Origin of the sequence: Occallatibacter riparius, assembly GCF_025264625.1 — a bacterium.
GTDB classification, from domain to species: domain Bacteria; phylum Acidobacteriota; class Terriglobia; order Terriglobales; family Acidobacteriaceae; genus Telmatobacter; species Telmatobacter riparius.
In genome coordinates, this window is sequence record NZ_CP093313.1 from 6,009,082 (window position 1) to 6,025,087 (window position 16,006).

The 16,006-nt window shown below is 56.6% G+C and carries 12 protein-coding genes; 1 reads left to right on the top strand and 11 read right to left on the bottom strand.

Translation table 11 applies throughout. The annotated features are described in order from the left end of the window. Nucleotides 1-181: 181 nt before the first annotated feature. Nucleotides 182-847 carry an iron-containing redox enzyme family protein gene (locus MOP44_RS24545; RefSeq protein ID WP_260793082.1) on the bottom strand — a complete coding sequence of 222 codons (666 nt, stop codon included), beginning with the start codon at nt 845-847 and terminating at the stop codon, nt 182-184. 421 nt (nt 848-1,268) lie between these two features. Here MOP44_RS24545 and MOP44_RS24550 point away from each other — a divergent pair, with 421 nt between their 5' ends. Next, a complete protein-coding gene (locus tag MOP44_RS24550) occupies nt 1,269-3,458 on the top strand; it encodes a glycosyl hydrolase family 18 protein (RefSeq protein ID WP_260793084.1) in 2,190 nt (729 codons plus the stop codon). Nucleotides 3,459-3,485: 27 nt separating this feature from the next. On the opposite strand, the gene MOP44_RS24555 is transcribed toward MOP44_RS24550, so the two are convergent. The 10 genes from MOP44_RS24555 to MOP44_RS24600 all read right to left on the bottom strand — a co-directional run bounded on the left by MOP44_RS24555 (nt 3,486) and on the right by MOP44_RS24600 (nt 16,005). Then, nucleotides 3,486-4,817, bottom strand: coding sequence for a glycosyltransferase family 4 protein (locus MOP44_RS24555; RefSeq protein ID WP_260793085.1), 1,332 nt, complete (start codon nt 4,815-4,817; stop codon nt 3,486-3,488). A gap of 131 nt (nt 4,818-4,948) precedes the next feature. Then, complete coding sequence (locus MOP44_RS24560) at nt 4,949-6,037, bottom strand: hypothetical protein (protein ID WP_260793086.1); 1,089 nt, start codon at nt 6,035-6,037, stop codon at nt 4,949-4,951. Between the two features lie 20 nt (nt 6,038-6,057). Continuing rightward, a complete protein-coding gene (locus tag MOP44_RS24565; RefSeq protein ID WP_260793088.1) occupies nt 6,058-6,819 on the bottom strand; it encodes a polysaccharide deacetylase family protein in 762 nt (253 codons plus the stop codon). Nucleotides 6,820-6,954: 135 nt separating this feature from the next. After that, nucleotides 6,955-7,851, bottom strand: a complete 897-nt coding sequence (locus MOP44_RS24570; RefSeq protein WP_260793090.1) for a glycosyltransferase — start codon at nt 7,849-7,851, stop codon at nt 6,955-6,957. A 43-nt stretch (nt 7,852-7,894) separates the two neighbouring features. Continuing rightward, nucleotides 7,895-8,500: an acyltransferase gene (locus MOP44_RS24575; RefSeq protein ID WP_260793091.1), complete on the bottom strand. Its 606-nt coding sequence runs from the start codon at nt 8,498-8,500 to the stop codon at nt 7,895-7,897. Nucleotides 8,501-8,603: 103 nt separating this feature from the next. Then, complete coding sequence (locus tag MOP44_RS24580) at nt 8,604-9,842, bottom strand: glycosyltransferase family 4 protein (protein WP_260793093.1); 1,239 nt, start codon at nt 9,840-9,842, stop codon at nt 8,604-8,606. 57 nt (nt 9,843-9,899) lie between these two features. Further along, the gene (locus MOP44_RS24585; protein WP_260793094.1) at nt 9,900-11,258 is read right to left on the bottom strand and encodes an O-antigen ligase family protein; all 1,359 of its coding nucleotides are present in this window, start codon (nt 11,256-11,258) and stop codon (nt 9,900-9,902) included. A 70-nt stretch (nt 11,259-11,328) separates the two neighbouring features. Then, nucleotides 11,329-12,657 carry a lipopolysaccharide biosynthesis protein gene (locus MOP44_RS24590; RefSeq protein WP_260793095.1) on the bottom strand — a complete coding sequence of 443 codons (1,329 nt, stop codon included), beginning with the start codon at nt 12,655-12,657 and terminating at the stop codon, nt 11,329-11,331. Nucleotides 12,658-12,671: 14 nt separating this feature from the next. After that, entirely contained in the window at nt 12,672-13,595 is a 924-nt protein-coding gene (locus tag MOP44_RS24595) for a polysaccharide biosynthesis/export family protein (protein WP_260793097.1), read from the bottom strand. A gap of 91 nt (nt 13,596-13,686) precedes the next feature. Continuing rightward, nucleotides 13,687-16,005 carry a GumC family protein gene (locus MOP44_RS24600; RefSeq protein ID WP_313901030.1) on the bottom strand — a complete coding sequence of 773 codons (2,319 nt, stop codon included), beginning with the start codon at nt 16,003-16,005 and terminating at the stop codon, nt 13,687-13,689. Nucleotide 16,006 lies beyond the last annotated feature (1 nt).

The window sequence follows — 16,006 nt, forward strand, 5'->3', positions numbered from 1 at the left end:
TGCCTCGCGTGGACAGCAAGGCTCTGGGGAAGTTAAACATCAGTAGATGGATGGATCACGATCCGTGCGCTCAACCTCCGTACATGTCGCGCACACGGATTCATGACCGGAGTTCTCCCTCGGTTGATTCCATCCATATATGGCAGCTCACGCGTTGCACTCGCCAGGGGCGATCAGGCCGCTAATTCTGCTCGATCGTGTTGATGCGCTCCAGGACGGCGCAGAGCATAGTCACGCCTTCGAAGATATCCATTTCGGACCCGATCGGATTGATCGCCTGCTCAAGGGCAAGTGCGCGATAGAGTCCGGCCGTATGTTCGATGTCGCAGACACCGTGAACATCCGTGTACTCCATCTCTGTCGAGCCTTCTTCCGCCGCGAGGGCCGCCAGGAACGCCATGTACTTCTGGATGTAACCTTCGAAGAAGGCCATGGACAGAAGCGACTGCACAGCAACAAGCTTTCCCAGGAACAGCCTCATTTGCGTGACTTCTTCGTGCACAGCCAGGGCGTCCTTATCGGTCGGAAACGCATTTGCGGCCATGGCGAACTTGCGCATCATGTGCGGATGCGCATCGCGCGTTTCCTCGTAGAGGTTATCCAGCAGAATCGAGCGTGCCGCTTCCGCCTTCGTCGCAATGAGGGTGGCCGTCATCCAATAGATGAAGTTCCCTTCCAGTACCGAGCTGTAGCGCGCGATAATTCCGCGGCGCTCCACGCTGGATAGGTCCTTGGGATCAGGCAAACGCCCGATCATATCGTCGATCATCTGGGTGATGGTCTGTTGAAGCGTCGAGTCCACCGTGGTGGTCTCAGGTTCGTGGAGAAGAGTTGTCTGCGTGGTCATCCGAGGGTTTCCTTTCCCAACTGATTTCAGGTTGTACGCGAAATCCCTTTGGGGGATTTGCACGAGCGTTGCTCCTATAGCACGGGCGTTAGCGGACCCCCAATATCAATACCCGTGTTCTGAACTGACAGGCGAAAATGCTGCTCTCGCTCGCCGACTTCCAACTCTGTCCCAGTGGGTTCGTCAGGCGAACGGTGTGCCACGCGCTACAATTGTGGCGACCCTTGCATGGAGGCTTCACACCTTTGCTGTGCGGCTTCCGTTCATTGCGTCACTCCGGCTCGATTCAGGTTGAATGTGCCTGAATCGCCTCCGGAAATTCACCGACATGGTCAATCTCTCAGGCAGAACACCGGCGATGGCATGCTTCTGGACTAGAGCACGTGATTGCAATGAGTTCTGTCGAAGCCGGGAGCGCGTCTTGAGAAATGCTTTGATCGCGGCCGCATTGATGTTGCTTGCAGTGGGCTCAGCAACAGCGGCTAACAAATGGGTCACTGCCTACTACACAGATTGGCAGGAAGTCGTGTATCCCGCGAAGCGAATCGACTACAGCGCGGTCACCCACATTACCCTCGCGCACTGGATGACAAATGCGGACGGAACGATTCACACATCCGAATGGGACTCTACCTGCACCGGCATCGTCGCGCCTGCCCATGTCGCAGGGGTAAAGGTCCTCATGATGCTTGGCGGCTCCGATGATAAGCACTTCGCATCTGCGGCCTCTCCGGCACACCTGGCCACGTTGCTCAGATCGATCCAAGCTAAGGTCAGCGCTTGCCACTTGGACGGCGTCGATCTCGATTGGGAAGCTGGTGTCGACACAGCCAACTTCACCTCTCTTGCTCAGAGGCTTCGTGGGGCCGCATCTAAATATGTCATTACGGCCCCGGTCGATGCTTCTGTTCAGCCCCCCTCCCTTGCTGCCGGCCTCGCCGTCTACTGCGATCAGGTCAACATGATGACATACGGCAACTCGAATATCGGCACAGGATGGGATTCGTGGTACTTCTCGGCACTCGCTGGAGATGGCTCTAATCACCCCATGTCTGTGGCCAAGTATGTTGCTGCCTGGGAAAAAGCGGGCACACCACCCGGAAAGATCGGAGTCGGTATCGGTTTCTACATGAACGGATGGACCGCGCCGGTTACAGCCGCTTTGCAATCTACTTCAGGATCATCGGTCCCCGTGCAGGAGTTTCCGTATGGGTGGCCACTGGCAAACGGCGGCGGATTACTTAGCTGTTACTACAACAAGCCCCGTGGCACCTACCGGTACGACGCTTCGCCAGTGTTGAACTCTGTGCCTTCCGCGCATCCCGAACAGCCATCCATCAGCTTCCCAGGAGGCTTTACTGCACCACCTCCGTGCCCATCCAAAGCCATCACATGGGCAACTTACGAAGATGAGGCATCAGTCGCCGCCAAGGCCAGGTACATAGTAGAAAACAGGCTCGGTGGCGCGATTGTCTGGACGATACAGGAAGGCGCTCTCGATCCCGCTACAGGACGCAACCCGCTGCTTGACACGCTGAAGCTGAACCTTAATGGCGGAGGCCCGGCACCCATGCCGCAACTTGCCTCTTCCGGCCCAACATCCGTCGCGGGCCCAACAACAATCATGATCACCAAACTGCCCAGCAAACTCGGCCTTGTCGATATTGCGTGGCGGAACTACACCAGCGCCGCCGCATGGGATAGCTCATCAGATCCTGGCTTCCGCACCTACGGTCAGCCATCGGCTTATACCATCCAGGGCAGCACCAACGGAACTACGTGGAACACTCTGTCCTGCACCCCGAGCTGCAATGTAACTGGTGAGCACTACACTGGCCGTCAGTTCGTTGCCGATCTTACAGGAACCGGCTACACGCAAATTCGGATGAAGATTTCGAGCATCGTAGGCACCAACGCCGGGTACGATGTTTTGACTGTCAATGGGCGCGCCGGAACCAACGACGCGAATGATACCTACCTGATGTTGGGTGACTCCATCACCGCCAACTGCTGGGGAGCTGCTCCCAACACAGGCCCCGTTGAACAGCTTGGCCTCCAGGTACACACGGCTCGTCCAACCCACTACCCTGTCAGCACCGTCGCTGGTCAGTCCGGATGGCTTAGCGCCACTGCTCTTGACGCGTCCACATACAGAATCCCGAACATCGAAAAGTTCCTGCAGGATATGCCTGCTGTTAAATTCGTTGGACTGACCTTCGGGACCAACGACGCGATTGGGAATGTCCCTGCCCAAACCTACTGCAGCAATATGCAGAAGATCGTGCAGTACATCATTGCCGCCGGCAAAACGCCGATCATTCCCACTATCGTCGCCTCGCCATCCTCAGCGGTCCAGGCTAACGCGCCCGCGATGAATGCTTGCCTCGCCAAGCTTGAGAAGAACTACCCCTCCATCATCGTTGGCCCTGATTTGTGGACTTTGTTTAAGGGCCACTCCAAGAGCGACGGCTGGTTCTTCGACGACCTTCATCCTTCGCTGGAGACCGGCTGCAAAGCCCTGCAGGGCGCCTGGACCAACACGTTGTTGTCGACCATCTATCCTGCCGGGCCCGCTCAGCCGGCCCCATCCACGACTTCGCGAGCAAAGTGAACTGAGCGAGTCAGTACGGCTGCACCCTCAACGTTCATTTACTGCTGCAACGGCTCGATCCCTGGAACCATAACTCTCGACCAGGTGCCCCGTCTGCATCTTTGCCTCACCCTCGGCGATCCCCTCAGTTGCTGCAATGGGCTCGTCTGACGCCAGGCTTCTCAATAGAGCTCTGTAGCGATCCGCCATGAGCTCCCATCTGAATCGGTGATAGTCGCTCCATGCCTCCGCCACCATTTGCGCTCGCTTCGCAGGGTTTTGGTATAGCTCTATGATTGCTTCCGCGAAGCTATCTACGTCCGATGTCTTGCACAATCTCAACGAGTCAGGCCGGAACATCGATCGAATCGCAGTGGTGCTGGAGGCGATGATCGGACGCCGCATCCATGAGTACTCGTAGATCTTGGTCGGTAACACCAGATCCATGAATCCATCTGACGGGTAGCACACAATCCCGATATCCCCGTGGACCACGAAATCTGCCACTTCCTCCAGCGGCCCGTAACCCGTGAATACAAGGTGCTCGGATACCCCCAACACGTCCGCGAGCTGTTTCAGCTGTGGAATAGCCTCTCCTTGTCCCCGAATATGAAAGACCAGGTGCGGAGCGACTTCCCTAGCTTTCGCAAAAGCGATGATCGCTGTGTCAAGCCCATTCCGAGCGGCACATGTGCCGTGATACATCAAAATCAGCGGACGATCCTCTGTCGGCTCTCCCAGAAACGGCTCGGTACGCTTGCTCGGCATGAAGATCTTCGGGTCTGCGCTGTTCAGAATGCTGCTCAACTTATGGGGATGAACTCCGCGCTCCAGCAAGGGCTTCTCGAAAGGCCAGCCAACGGTCACCACATGGTCTGCAAACGCGGTGCAAACGCGTTCCTGGACCTTCGTCAGCGCGACCATCAAGCGACGGAATCTACCCTTAGCTTTGACAGCTACTAACTCGGGCATAACATCCTGGATGTGCAGGATAACGCGTGCGCCAAACAGTTTCGGAAACAGAGCGGCAAACACCAGGAAGTCGGGAAGATTGTGCGCATGGACCACGTCAAACTTGTGCTTCATGTGCAACCGCGCCAGGCGGAAAAATGCCTTGATGGCGAAAATCATCCAATAGAAGAGCATTGCGCCGTGCCCCATTGCCGTGATGCGCCCAATGGGTCGCCCATTCTTCCCGCGCACCGCAATCCTGTGAATATGCACGCCATTAAACACTTCGTCTGCTGCCTGGCCTTCCCCCAGCGAGCAGACGACGTGATACTCGCAGCTCTCGCTAACCGCTGCTTCTGCGGTCCGCCTTACTAGCGGATCTTCTGGATAGCGGTCACAAGTTATAGCACAAACGCGGAGTGCGTCCATTTCGCGTATTCTCCTTTATGGTTCAATGCCGATCAGAACGTTCTGCTGGCACTGGCGCGTGTTGCATGTCAATAGAGGCAGACGGCGAGTGCCATCAGCTGCCTAATAAGCCTTCTTTTCCGTGTCGAGATCTAAAATCCGCTGTCGCCATCAGAAGCGACAAGATCCAGTGCGGAAGCCGGCACTTCCTTCTGACCGGCGCGAACGTAGCACGTCGGCCCTTCGAGCCGGCGACGGAGGAGCATGCGGCTGCAGCGGGTATAGTCCACCCCTAGCCGCGGATGCAGGAAGAGCGCGTCGGCTGACCGGACTCTCGGACGATCGACAATCGCCGCTAGAACCTGCTGAAATTCAATCCGTTCCCGTGGCCAAACGGCATCCAGAACCAGGACGCCCTGAATCTGGCCGTGTCGTCCGCGCCTAGTATTCACAAGCGAGAACCATCCCTCATTCCCGCGCCGGTCGCGAAACACACAAACCTCAGCCGACCTGTCTGGCGAACTAGATCCATATCGCCAGCGAAGGAATGACACTGACCTATCGGCCGTCAGATACTTAGGCGCTCGATGCCGATAGGATAGGTCCGAGAGCTTATCCCAATCCCTGCAGCGCTCGGTGGACAGATCCGACCGCATTCGCTGGAATGGCCTGATCAGTGGTCGGAGCACTCTTCCCGTAACTTCTGCGACCTTCAGCGCCCCTTGCGCCAATCCCCTGCCCTCCAGGAAAGCCGGCAGCATCACGCCGGAGTTGATCGGCAGGATATATTCAAACTCCGAGTTAGGAACCGACGCCGCGCCGAGTTTGCTCCAGAGAGCCCCCGACTGCGTATTGCACGTGGTTGAGAAGAAAAAATCGCGCGATGCGTTCGCCAGATACTTGCGAAAAAGAAGAAAGCCTGACATGCGGGCTTCCCGCTCTACGAAGAATGAACCTGAGCAGAGTCCTACGAAGCGACGATCCTCGCCAATGAAAGCGTTTGGAAAGCACAAAACCAGGCCCATCATCGCGCCAGAGGTAGCACCCTGGACGTGGTATCCCAGCGGCCCATCTCCCACGAGCGGGTTCTCGTAGATGAGCCAGCGAAGCCGGTGCTCCGTGGAAGGCTGTCCTCGCCTCTGCGGGGCTGCACCGGCGGGCGGCGCACTCCAGCGAGCAACATACTCTGCTGCGCGCGGAATGTCCGTCTCGAGTAGCGGCCTTATTTCAAATCGTTCCATAGTTATCCTGTGTATCGCCCTTACCTCTTCACTGCTTCCGCGGAGATTATCGAATTGGCCTTTTGAGCCGCGGAGGTGCCAGAGCCATCTACAAGTCCAGTGATCATACGTTTCAACCGGAACGCCCAGGGAAGCCAGCGATAACATCCAGCTACCTTGAGGCGAAACTCCAGATCCCAGTCCCATGGCTCCGCATCAACGCGTCCAATTACGAAATCACTCTTTACCACTAAGTCGGGCAGCGTCGAAAACAGGTGCTCATAGCCGGCCGCCATGCAACACTCGATCACATGCGCATTGAACGCTCCGTACGGCACACAGATCCAGTTGATTGGACAGCCGAGCAGACTCTCAAGTTCGCGGCGAGACCCCTCCACTTCCCGTCGCACATCATCAGCGGGGATTTCAGTCAACATCGGGTGCGTGATGGTTTGCGAAGCGAAGATGACCTTGCTCGAAAGCTCCCTGAGCTGCTCTGCCGTCAGCAGGTTCTCCTTGGGAAGTTCGTCTCGGAAATTGCAGGCCCAATCGGCTCTGCATCCAAGCTTCCCGCTCACAACAAACAAGGTCGGTACAATGCCACGCTTTTCCATCTCCGGCAAAGCATTCGTCGCGAAGCTTGCGAAGCCATCATCAAACGTGACCATCACTTCGCGCCGATGCATTCCGGCTGTAGCGGCTGTGGGGTCCGCAACCGGCGTTGCCGTCCGGCACACAATGTCCATTTGACGCGCGAATGCCGTGCGCTGGTGATCCGGAATGTCGTGATAAAGAAGGATCACACACTGTGTCCTCCTTTTTCCCAGTAGATACAGGCCCCCGTCGCGCACCTGATCGCAGAGAAAGACGATAGCAGAAACAAACAGCTTCACTGTCCTTTTAATCATTAGGCCACCCTGACTTACTTGAATGCCCAGCTATATGCCTTGGTGCAGCAATGTACCCAGTACGCCCATCCGAGACAGCTGCTCGCGGCGCAGGAACGCAACAAAGTCATCGCTTACAGCACGGCGCTTGGACACATGTGCTACGAGGAAGCCAAGAAGTCGCGCACCACCGCCTAGCACATACGGGCGCCACATCATCCTTCTCGTCACCTTAATCACTTCGAACGCAGGATGGCTTCCAAGGCAATAATCCGTAACTCCTTGATGAAAACAGTACCGCAGCTTATTACTCGCTGTTCCTGTCACACGCAAATGGCGAACCACCACTTCTGGGAATGATTGAACTCGCCATCCAGCCTTGCGCGCCATCACCTCGGCGTACCAATCCTCACCGCCGTACTCGATGGGCAAAAGCCCCCCGATCTCCTCGTAGCACGAGCGGCGGAATACCTGCATGCATCCCGGCACAGAGTCAATACTGCTTCCAGGAACCACGCTGAACGAGCCGTTCACCTTTTCCGCATACCACCCCCCGGCAATCCCGAGGCGCGGATCCTTGTGACATCTGGCTATCACATCCTCGAAATAGGACGGACAGAGAACTATGTCCGCATCCAGGTGGGCGATAAACTCGGTCTCAATATCGCCAAGGTGCTCCAGCCCGGCACGGATTGCAAACACCTTCGAAGCGAAGCCGCGGTTCGCGTCTTTTTCACGCCGCAGCAGTTGAATGAACGGATTCTTCGCCGAGTAACGTAGTACGATCTCGTCCGTCCTGTCTGTCGAACCATCACTGACAATCAGCCACACTTTCGGACGCAGTGTCTGCAGCAATACCGACTGGATGGTCTCCTCAATGTAATCCTGCTCGTTATAAGCAGCAGTGATGAGCGTATAGGTCCACTGCATGTCAGCTGGGCTGGGCATTAAGTCTCCACCATTTTGGCTAAGGCTTGTCATCGCGAAACACTCATTCAAACCACGGCCGAAACGACAGCCGGTAATCCAGTTGGCTGCGGCGTGTGCCAATCACCTTCGCAGGCACTCCACCCACAATCGCCATGGGAGGCACATCTTTGGTCACCACCGCGTTGCAGGCCACCACTGCGCCTCTCCCGATACGAACTCCCGGCAGAATCGTCACCCGCGAAGCGATCCAAACGTGATCCTCGATGACGACATTGCCGCCTTGATCTGCGTGTGTGTCACTGTGAACATCGTGTTGCAACGTCCAGATATTTGTTTCCTGAGCAATATCTACGTCGTCGCCGATGATCAGTTGACCACCCCGCCCGTCGAGCAGGACGCCTTTATTGATCACCACTCGGTCGCCGATGAACACGTTGCGTCCTTTGCGCAACTCCACGCCAATAAGAAGCCCCACACCCTCTCCCAACTTGGCTACCCTCATGCGGAGCAGAGCCCGCCGGATGGCGCCGTTGGGGATGTGCATCAGGAACCTGTTGAACACGTACGAGAAGAGCGCAGACCCGACAGACCGGACTCCCTCAAAGCGCTTCGGGCACCGCGTCTCCGCGGCAGAAGTTGCCGCTTCCGTCACAAGGCTAGTTTCCATATTCAGATTCTCAATAGAAATGATTGACAGCCCTCTTATGTCGCGCGAAGCGGGCCCCTCGCAAGCCGGCTTGGAGTCCCCAGGTCCGGTGCGGCCGCTGAGGCTAAGAGGCCGAGAGGCATCGACCTCTGTCCCCTAAGGTCTGACCTCCGGGCAAGGAATTCGCATCATGCTGCAATAACTCCAAACCGTCGGCTAGTTGACTAATGTTCTTAGCTGCGTCATACCGCGTCAGGAGGTGGTCGTAGGCTCGCTCGGCTTGCACTTCCCGTAGTGAGCGGTCGTTCAACAGCTTCCTAATCGCAGACGTGAATTCCTCTGCAGTGTCGGCAATCTTCAGGTGCTCGCCACTCTGGAAGCCGGTGCCCTCATTACCCACCGATGTGGAGACCACCGGAATGCGGCGCTCTATCGCGTGGATACTCTTCATCTTCACTCCCGCTCCCGCCTGCATCGGATTGACGAAGATGGTGCAGTCGTCATACAACTCCGTCGGATCGGGCATATCCATGTGAACCACGCAGCGCTCGAAGCTCTTCAAGTGATCCGCAAACCGGCTGGCCACTTCGCGGCCGTGCGTACTACCCGCGATTATGAACTCGTAACCCGGAATATTAAGAAGCACAGGATGCACGTGCTCCAGATACCATCTGAGTGCGTCACGGTTCAGCGAGGTATACAGGTTGCCAACGAAGAGCACCCGCTTATTGTCAGGATCGATCCGTCGGTGGGTCTGGCTTATCTGCAGTGATGGCGGCAGCCAGGCCGTTTTGTGCTTCAGGTCAGGATGGCTTGTTGCAAACGCCTGCCATTCAAACTCGGAAATGAACCACAACTGGTCCACTCTTTGGTGTACGTGCCGGACGAATGGTTTGAGGCGGGCTAGCTCTAGCCGGAGAATCTGCTTTCTGAGCGTACTCTCCTCCAGTTTCATCGCTTCCCGGAGCCACGCGATCTCGTCGTTGTGCACCCGAACTACCGTTCGTTTGGTTCGGAGTGTTGGATTCTGGGTAATCGCGAAGGTATGTTCCGCTTCCATGAGAGTAACGTCATACTCCGACGTAAGTCGATGCTCAATAAGAGATGCGCTTCTAGCGATATAGGTCGGAAGCCGCGTCACGATGCACTTATACCGTGGTTTAGGCTCAATAAAGTGCAAGGAGTCAACAACGTCGCGCACCGCCGATATCTGCTCAGGCGAAGGCGTTCGCTTTTGAGCCATGACCAGAACGTCGACAGAGTAGCCCAACGACTTCATAGCGACTAAGCGGGACCACACATCAGCACGGGCGCCGTTGTCGGGCGGGAAAGGGAAATCCGGAATCACGTGGAGAATCTTCATATGCGGCATATCACTCGTTTAGGGGCTTTAGTTCACTTCAGCAGGAGACGTGCCAAACTAGTCGATTGAATTACTTCCATATACACGCACCGGAATCCGGCCGACGGAATGCACACCCGGATGATACGAGGCATCCACAGGCAGCCGTCTTACCAAGCTGGCACTCCGATCGTTTGCGTAAGCACTGGGCACTTCTGCCGGCGCCTGATGATTGACCGCTAGGGATACAGCCGTGGCCATAAAGAGAAGATCGGGAAGTCCACCTCTCGCCAGCAACGTGCTTTCAGAGAGGTTATGCAGCACGTAAAACGCCATGTACGTGATCGGCCATACCGCGAATGGCCGCTGCTCGAGCTGCAGATACGTCATCGCCTTCTTGAACGAAAAGAACCACAGACACAGGAGGAGAATCACTCCGACTCCTCCCAGGCCGAGCATGAAATCGAGGTAGCCGTTGTCCGACCGTTGTGCCATCCACCCGATTCCCATCCGCACTTCCAGCGCTTCTCCAAGTCCCGCCCAGAATGTGTCGTAACCGTACCCCAGTACCGGCCGCTTTAGAGCGGCTGCCCACACATAGGCCCACAAATCGCTGCGGCCGCTCATGTTTGAATTGCGACCCAACGCCTCGAAGACTCGGCCGGCGTGTGTCATGAAGACGTAAACGCCCGTGAACATCGCAACCGCGATACCAGTGAAAACGGGTAAGCGCTGCTTCCCCGATATGCGAGTCGATCGCCACAGCGGGATCAAAGGCAACATCAACAGGAAGCACAACACTGACGCCGCTGACTGAGCGAACAGCAGCATGGCCAGCGCCGCAGCCAGGAACACGTAGCGCGCCCACTGCATCTTTTTGAAGCGCGACACAATAAACAACAGAGCTGCCGTCCCCATGTATTGGCCGAAAGCATTCTTGTAGCCCGACAGCCCCTTCCACGCGCCTGGGTGAGACACATAATCGACTACATAACCCGACGCCGCCACCCTCAGTATCAAAATCGCGACGATCATCACGCAGAACGTCAGAGAGATGAGCCGCACCTGCTCCTCAATCGAGAACCGTTCTCCTATGTACACCGCCAGCAGCATCGATACGAACAACAGAGAACTTCGCCGGAAGGTCAGATCTGGCCGTGAACTCCACGCCGTTGACATCACCGCGAAACTAACCAGAGCCAGCAACGGCCACGTCGTCCGCAGAGCCTTCATGATCTGCCGGCCGCGGCTAATAACCAGCCCTGCACCCCACAGCTGTATAACAGCCTGGATAACAACATCGGTAACATGCACCGGTGCAGCAATTGCTGATGGATCTGTCTCGGCCTCATAGGGCCGCATGAGTGCAATGAGCACACCCATGTTGTAGAGCAGGAACACCACAACAAACAGCCGCTCTATCAAGCGTGGCTGCACTTTTGGACCTCACCGTTGAAACAAGAGTTTGACTTCATAGCGCGTAGTTGGAACAGCGAATCGCAGGTTCTTAGCTGTTCGTAAGTCCGAGTTCGGCAACAGTAGCCGGTGCTGGAGGATTCCGGCGTTCTCGCCCAAGGTGCCAGCGAATGATGAGGTACAGCAGCACAATCAGCAATCCGTCTGTCATCAGACTCGACCACGCTGCACCTCTCCAGGCGAAGGCTCGAATAATCCAGAGATTCACCAGGATGTTGAACACACAAACCGAAAGCTGTGCCGATGAGGTTTGCCACTGGAAGTTGGCGCCTGTCAACGCATCCGAAAGGAATATGTGGACGCACTTGAATGCCGGCAGCAGGCAAAGCCAGCGTAATGCGATCGTACTCTCCGCGTACGCCTGTCCCAGCACAAGGGGGATCAGCGAAGCCCCCAGGAACAGACCGACCGCCATCGCAATCCCGTACAGAGTGGAGCGGCGAAGGATGCTGATCGCCAGGTTCAGCGTCTCTCTCACTCCCCTTTCTCCGCGGCGGAAGAACTCTGGAAAACTCGCAGCACCCAGTGACCTGATTGGAAGGATCGCCGGTTCAATGAATCTATATGCGACGGCGTAGATGGCAGCCGCAGCCGGCGAAGCGATCCGTGCCAGCATCGTCTTGTCGATGTCGTTGTAAATGGACTGCGAACTGAGAGCAGTCGCAAAATGAATCCCTTCCTTCACTGCGGGAACCACGCTGCGAAACTCGAACTTGGGAAGCCCGCACAACATGCAAATTGTGATCAGGCCGATCGTGGCGGCCACAGCCGCCGATAGCGCATACAAGTAGGCCCAATGGGTCGCCGTCGGAGTCACTACCAGCAGGACCAACGCCGCCAGCAGACGCACCCCTGTCGTAACTGTCGCCAGGTAGGAATAGCGCCTTCCCTGCTCGAGAGCCAGGAACGCGTACATGCATAGTCCGATCACCTCATTTGCGAACACATCCGCAATGACGATCGCAATGACCATACCCACGGTGGCGGTCGGTGGAAGCACAAACGCCCGAAGAGCAAGAAGAAGAAGGGTCAACAACAAACCACAGAACACCGTCGTCAGTAGGGTGGTTCCGAAATACCTCCGCAATACTCCGCTGTCCTTGGCCACATACTTGATCAACACATTTCCGGTGCCGCATGAAGCGAAGGGTGCTACCGTCGCAGCCAGCGCCGTACACGCAACAAAGGTGCCATACGCGGTGGGCCCAAGCGCCCGGGCGATGATGACGAAGTACCCCATCCGGCCGACGAGCTGCACGCCTTGTCCGCACAACATCCAGCTCGCGTTCTTCATGATGCGCGAACTGAACGCCCGGTTGAGATACTTACGAATTGGGTTCTGCACGTTGCTATCTGTCATAGTCTTTCGTACATCTAGTTCAACATGCTATAGATCGCTGCAGACGAAATGGTATTCACGATGCTTCCGGTAGTCCGGAACGCACTCTTCACTCGGCTGTTGGGCACGAACAGAATGTCGCTCGCCTGCAGTTCAACATCTGACTCACGACCACTGGTTATCTTTCCCAGGTCGAGTGTCGCAAAAACCGCATAGTTCCCATTGTCCTTGCGCAGCACCCTCACATGACTCGCCTGCGCGGTAGGAAGCACGCCTCCAGCTTGAGCCATCACCTGAAGCAGAGAGATCTTGCCGCTGTTCTGCATCACGAATCCGCCTGGCCGGCCCACGTCTCCGAGAACATACACCATGCCCGCCCGAGGCACCACCACGGAGTCTCCCGGGTAAACAACGGCGTCCACAGACGACAATTTCCCTGACTCCACTCCCTGTAGCGCAACCGTAACCGTTTCTCCGGAGTGCCTCTTTATATTGAGGTGCGCATCAGCAGTTAGTGTCAGCCCACCCGCCAGCGACAATACATCAAGCAGGGGGCGTGATCCCGAGATCGGAAAAGTACCAGGATGCTGCACTTCGCCAATTACCGATACGTTCTGAGTGGCCGATTCTTGAATTGCTACGGTCACGCTTGGGCGGACGAGAACATTACGATCACGAAGTTGCCCCTCAAGCAGCGCCGCTGCTTCTGTCTCCGTCACCCCGCCCAGGGCCACCTCTCCCAGCAAAGAGAGGTGCGCTTTGCCGTCGTTTCCCACCCGAACCTGCTGCGACAACTCCGGATGCCCGAACACCGCAATCTGCACCAGATCGCCCGGTGAGATCGTCTGCAGACTTGCCCCGCCTGCAGGCGCCTCAGCATGAGCATCCGGAGTTGTAGCTGGCGTTTGGGCCCAGAGAGAAGCAATGCAAAGTACGAGCGGACAAAACATCTTCAACATAAGTTTCAAGCTCGAGGATATAGAGCGCATGAATGATCTCCATTCGCAGATGGATCTGACGATTGAGCGGCGCGAAACCAGAATCACTGCGTTATCGCGCCGTAGCCTCGTAGCGCCCGTAGAACTGCGTGTACTCCTGCGAGCGGGTTTCAACATCATTTGCTAAGACACTGTAGGTAACGCCCGCGTTCTTCAGCAGGCGGATGGCCCGTGAAATCGAGGCCCGCTGGGTAAACGCGGATCTCGCTACAACAATCACGCTGTCCACGCGCCGCGAAAGCACAAGCGCATCAACAACGGGCAGCAACGGCGGCGTGTCGATAACCACGTAGTTGAAATCACGGCGCCATTCCTCCAAAAGCCTGAGCATCTTCGTCGATGAGAGTAGCTCCGCTGGCGACTTCAAGATCGCTCCCGCGGGCAGGAACGTCAACCCGGCGATCGATTCGATCTGCACCATGGGAGAGCCAACAGTAACTCCCCGCAGCGTCTCACTTAGACCGATCTCAGATTCTCGGTTCAGAATCCTGCTGAGGTTTGCGCGCCGAAGATCGGCATCGACCAGCAGCACCTTATTGCGATTCTCGGTAAGAACGCCGGCAAGGTTTAAGGCGGTAAAGCTCTTTCCCTCGTTCGCGCTCGCACTCGCGATCATCAGCGTCCGCGGAATACCACCCCCGCCACGCATCACCAGCGACGTACGCACCCAGCGGAACGCCTCCGCTATATCATGTGCTTCCTCCTCAGGCTCATCCACGGCAGCCGGCAGCAGGCGCGTAGCACTGCTCGTTCCGTACGCCTTCAGCACTCGACTGGCTTGAGAAGCCCGTGATAGTTGATCCTGAGGAATAACGCCCAGAAGAGGACCCTGCGCTGCAGTTTCGATTTCCAGCAGAGTACGAAGTCTGTGGTCGGTCGACTCCAGCAGAAAGGCCAGGAGAATACCGATGACGATCCCGCCTGCTAAACCCCCTGCCATAAAGACGCGGAGTGCGGGCTTGGCAGGACTCCCGGGTACAGCGGCTGGATCCACCACGTTCAAGCCGCTTGAACGCAAGCCTGCCAGCACTTCAGCTTCCTTGAGCTTCTGCAGAAGAGCCTCATAAAGCGTTCGGCTCGAGTCTGCTTCATTCTTGGCGATGTTGTAAGCAATGGCCCGATCGTTCATCTGCGAAGCGAGCGCTTCTTGCTCAACCATCTTTCTTCTCGTAGCCTGTTCCTGAGAAAGGGCAAGCTCGTAGTCGCTCTTGGCGCTCTTGGTGATATTTGCAAGTTCCGACTGAATCGTTGCCTCCAGAGCCTGCTTCTTCTCCTTTAGCTCAATCAGCTTCGGGTGCGCCGATCCGTATTCAGTAGCCGCCTGCGCATACTGCACATTCAAATCGTCCATCTGTTGCTTGAGATGTGTGATCAACGGAGTCCAGTTCTGCGGCTGCTGAGCACCACCACCTACCCCAGACGTCCCCACCAGGTTGGCCATGGCTTCCACGTCACCTGTGCGCGCCATGTTATAGATTGCCTGCTTTGTGACACGGTTCCCTTCCGCCGTGATCACGTCTTTGTTCAGCTGCTCCAGCCCGCTCTCAACGATGGTCTGGCCTTTATCCGCGCTGAACATTCCAGATTCTTTCTGGAGATCGACGACCCGCTGCTGCGATGTTTCCACCTCAGACTTCAGTTCAACCAACTGACGGCGGAGAAATGTTGTAGCTCTGATCGTTGCGTCGTAGCGGCCCCGGATATCGTAATCGACGAAGTCATTAACCAGCTTGTTTACGATTGCGGCCGCCATCTCCGGATTCGAACTCGAATAGCTCACGGAGATCAGGCGAGCGCCCGGCAGAATGTCGACTTTCAAACCCTTTTTGTACTTGGCCAGAATTTCGGCTCGCTTCAGAGGCGACTGCTCCAGCGGCAGTGCCATCTGCCTCCGCGCTTCCGCCGTGTTCAGCCGAGGCTTGAAGGCAAACTCTTTTGTGTCCGCAAGGTTCAGCTCCTTTATAACCTGCAGCGCAAGCGAGTCCGACTCCATAAGGGTGACGTCTGTTTGGAGCGTCGCAAAGGAGTCGAACACCGCTGCATTAGCCGACGTTGGATCGCCAACTGACAGCTGCCCTGTCTGTTGGGTCACCAACTGAAGTCTGGATGTCGCCGTGTATTTGGCAGGCATCAAGAATGAGGTGGCAACCGCCAGGATGAAAACAGCTGGAATCGATATATAGAGACACAGCCTCCGCCTCCAGATGACCCGGAGCGGTTCGAAGATATCAAAAGACGCGGCAGCTTTAGGCTCTTCGCTTGCAGCGAAGGTCGCTGGTGATAGGCCAACCTGCTGAGGCAACAGTCGGCTTGCCGGCGGCATGGGTTCCTCCGGCAGCACGTTTCCCCTCGGTTCGTGAATGCGGCTCATG

Coding starts and splice junctions, on each gene's coding strand:
- MOP44_RS24560 (WP_260793086.1), bottom strand. CDS start 6,037: ATGGAACGATTTGAAATAAGGCCGCTACTCGAGACGGACATTCCGCGC.
- MOP44_RS24595 (WP_260793097.1), bottom strand. CDS start 13,595: ATGTTGAAGATGTTTTGTCCGCTCGTACTTTGCATTGCTTCTCTCTGG.
- MOP44_RS24600 (WP_313901030.1), bottom strand. CDS start 16,005: ATGAGCCGCATTCACGAACCGAGGGGAAACGTGCTGCCGGAGGAACCC.
- MOP44_RS24570 (WP_260793090.1), bottom strand. CDS start 7,851: ATGCCCAGCCCAGCTGACATGCAGTGGACCTATACGCTCATCACTGCT.
- MOP44_RS24575 (WP_260793091.1), bottom strand. CDS start 8,500: ATGGAAACTAGCCTTGTGACGGAAGCGGCAACTTCTGCCGCGGAGACG.
- MOP44_RS24555 (WP_260793085.1), bottom strand. CDS start 4,817: ATGGACGCACTCCGCGTTTGTGCTATAACTTGTGACCGCTATCCAGAA.
- MOP44_RS24590 (WP_260793095.1), bottom strand. CDS start 12,657: ATGACAGATAGCAACGTGCAGAACCCAATTCGTAAGTATCTCAACCGG.
- MOP44_RS24545 (WP_260793082.1), bottom strand. CDS start 847: ATGACCACGCAGACAACTCTTCTCCACGAACCTGAGACCACCACGGTG.
- MOP44_RS24580 (WP_260793093.1), bottom strand. CDS start 9,842: ATGAAGATTCTCCACGTGATTCCGGATTTCCCTTTCCCGCCCGACAAC.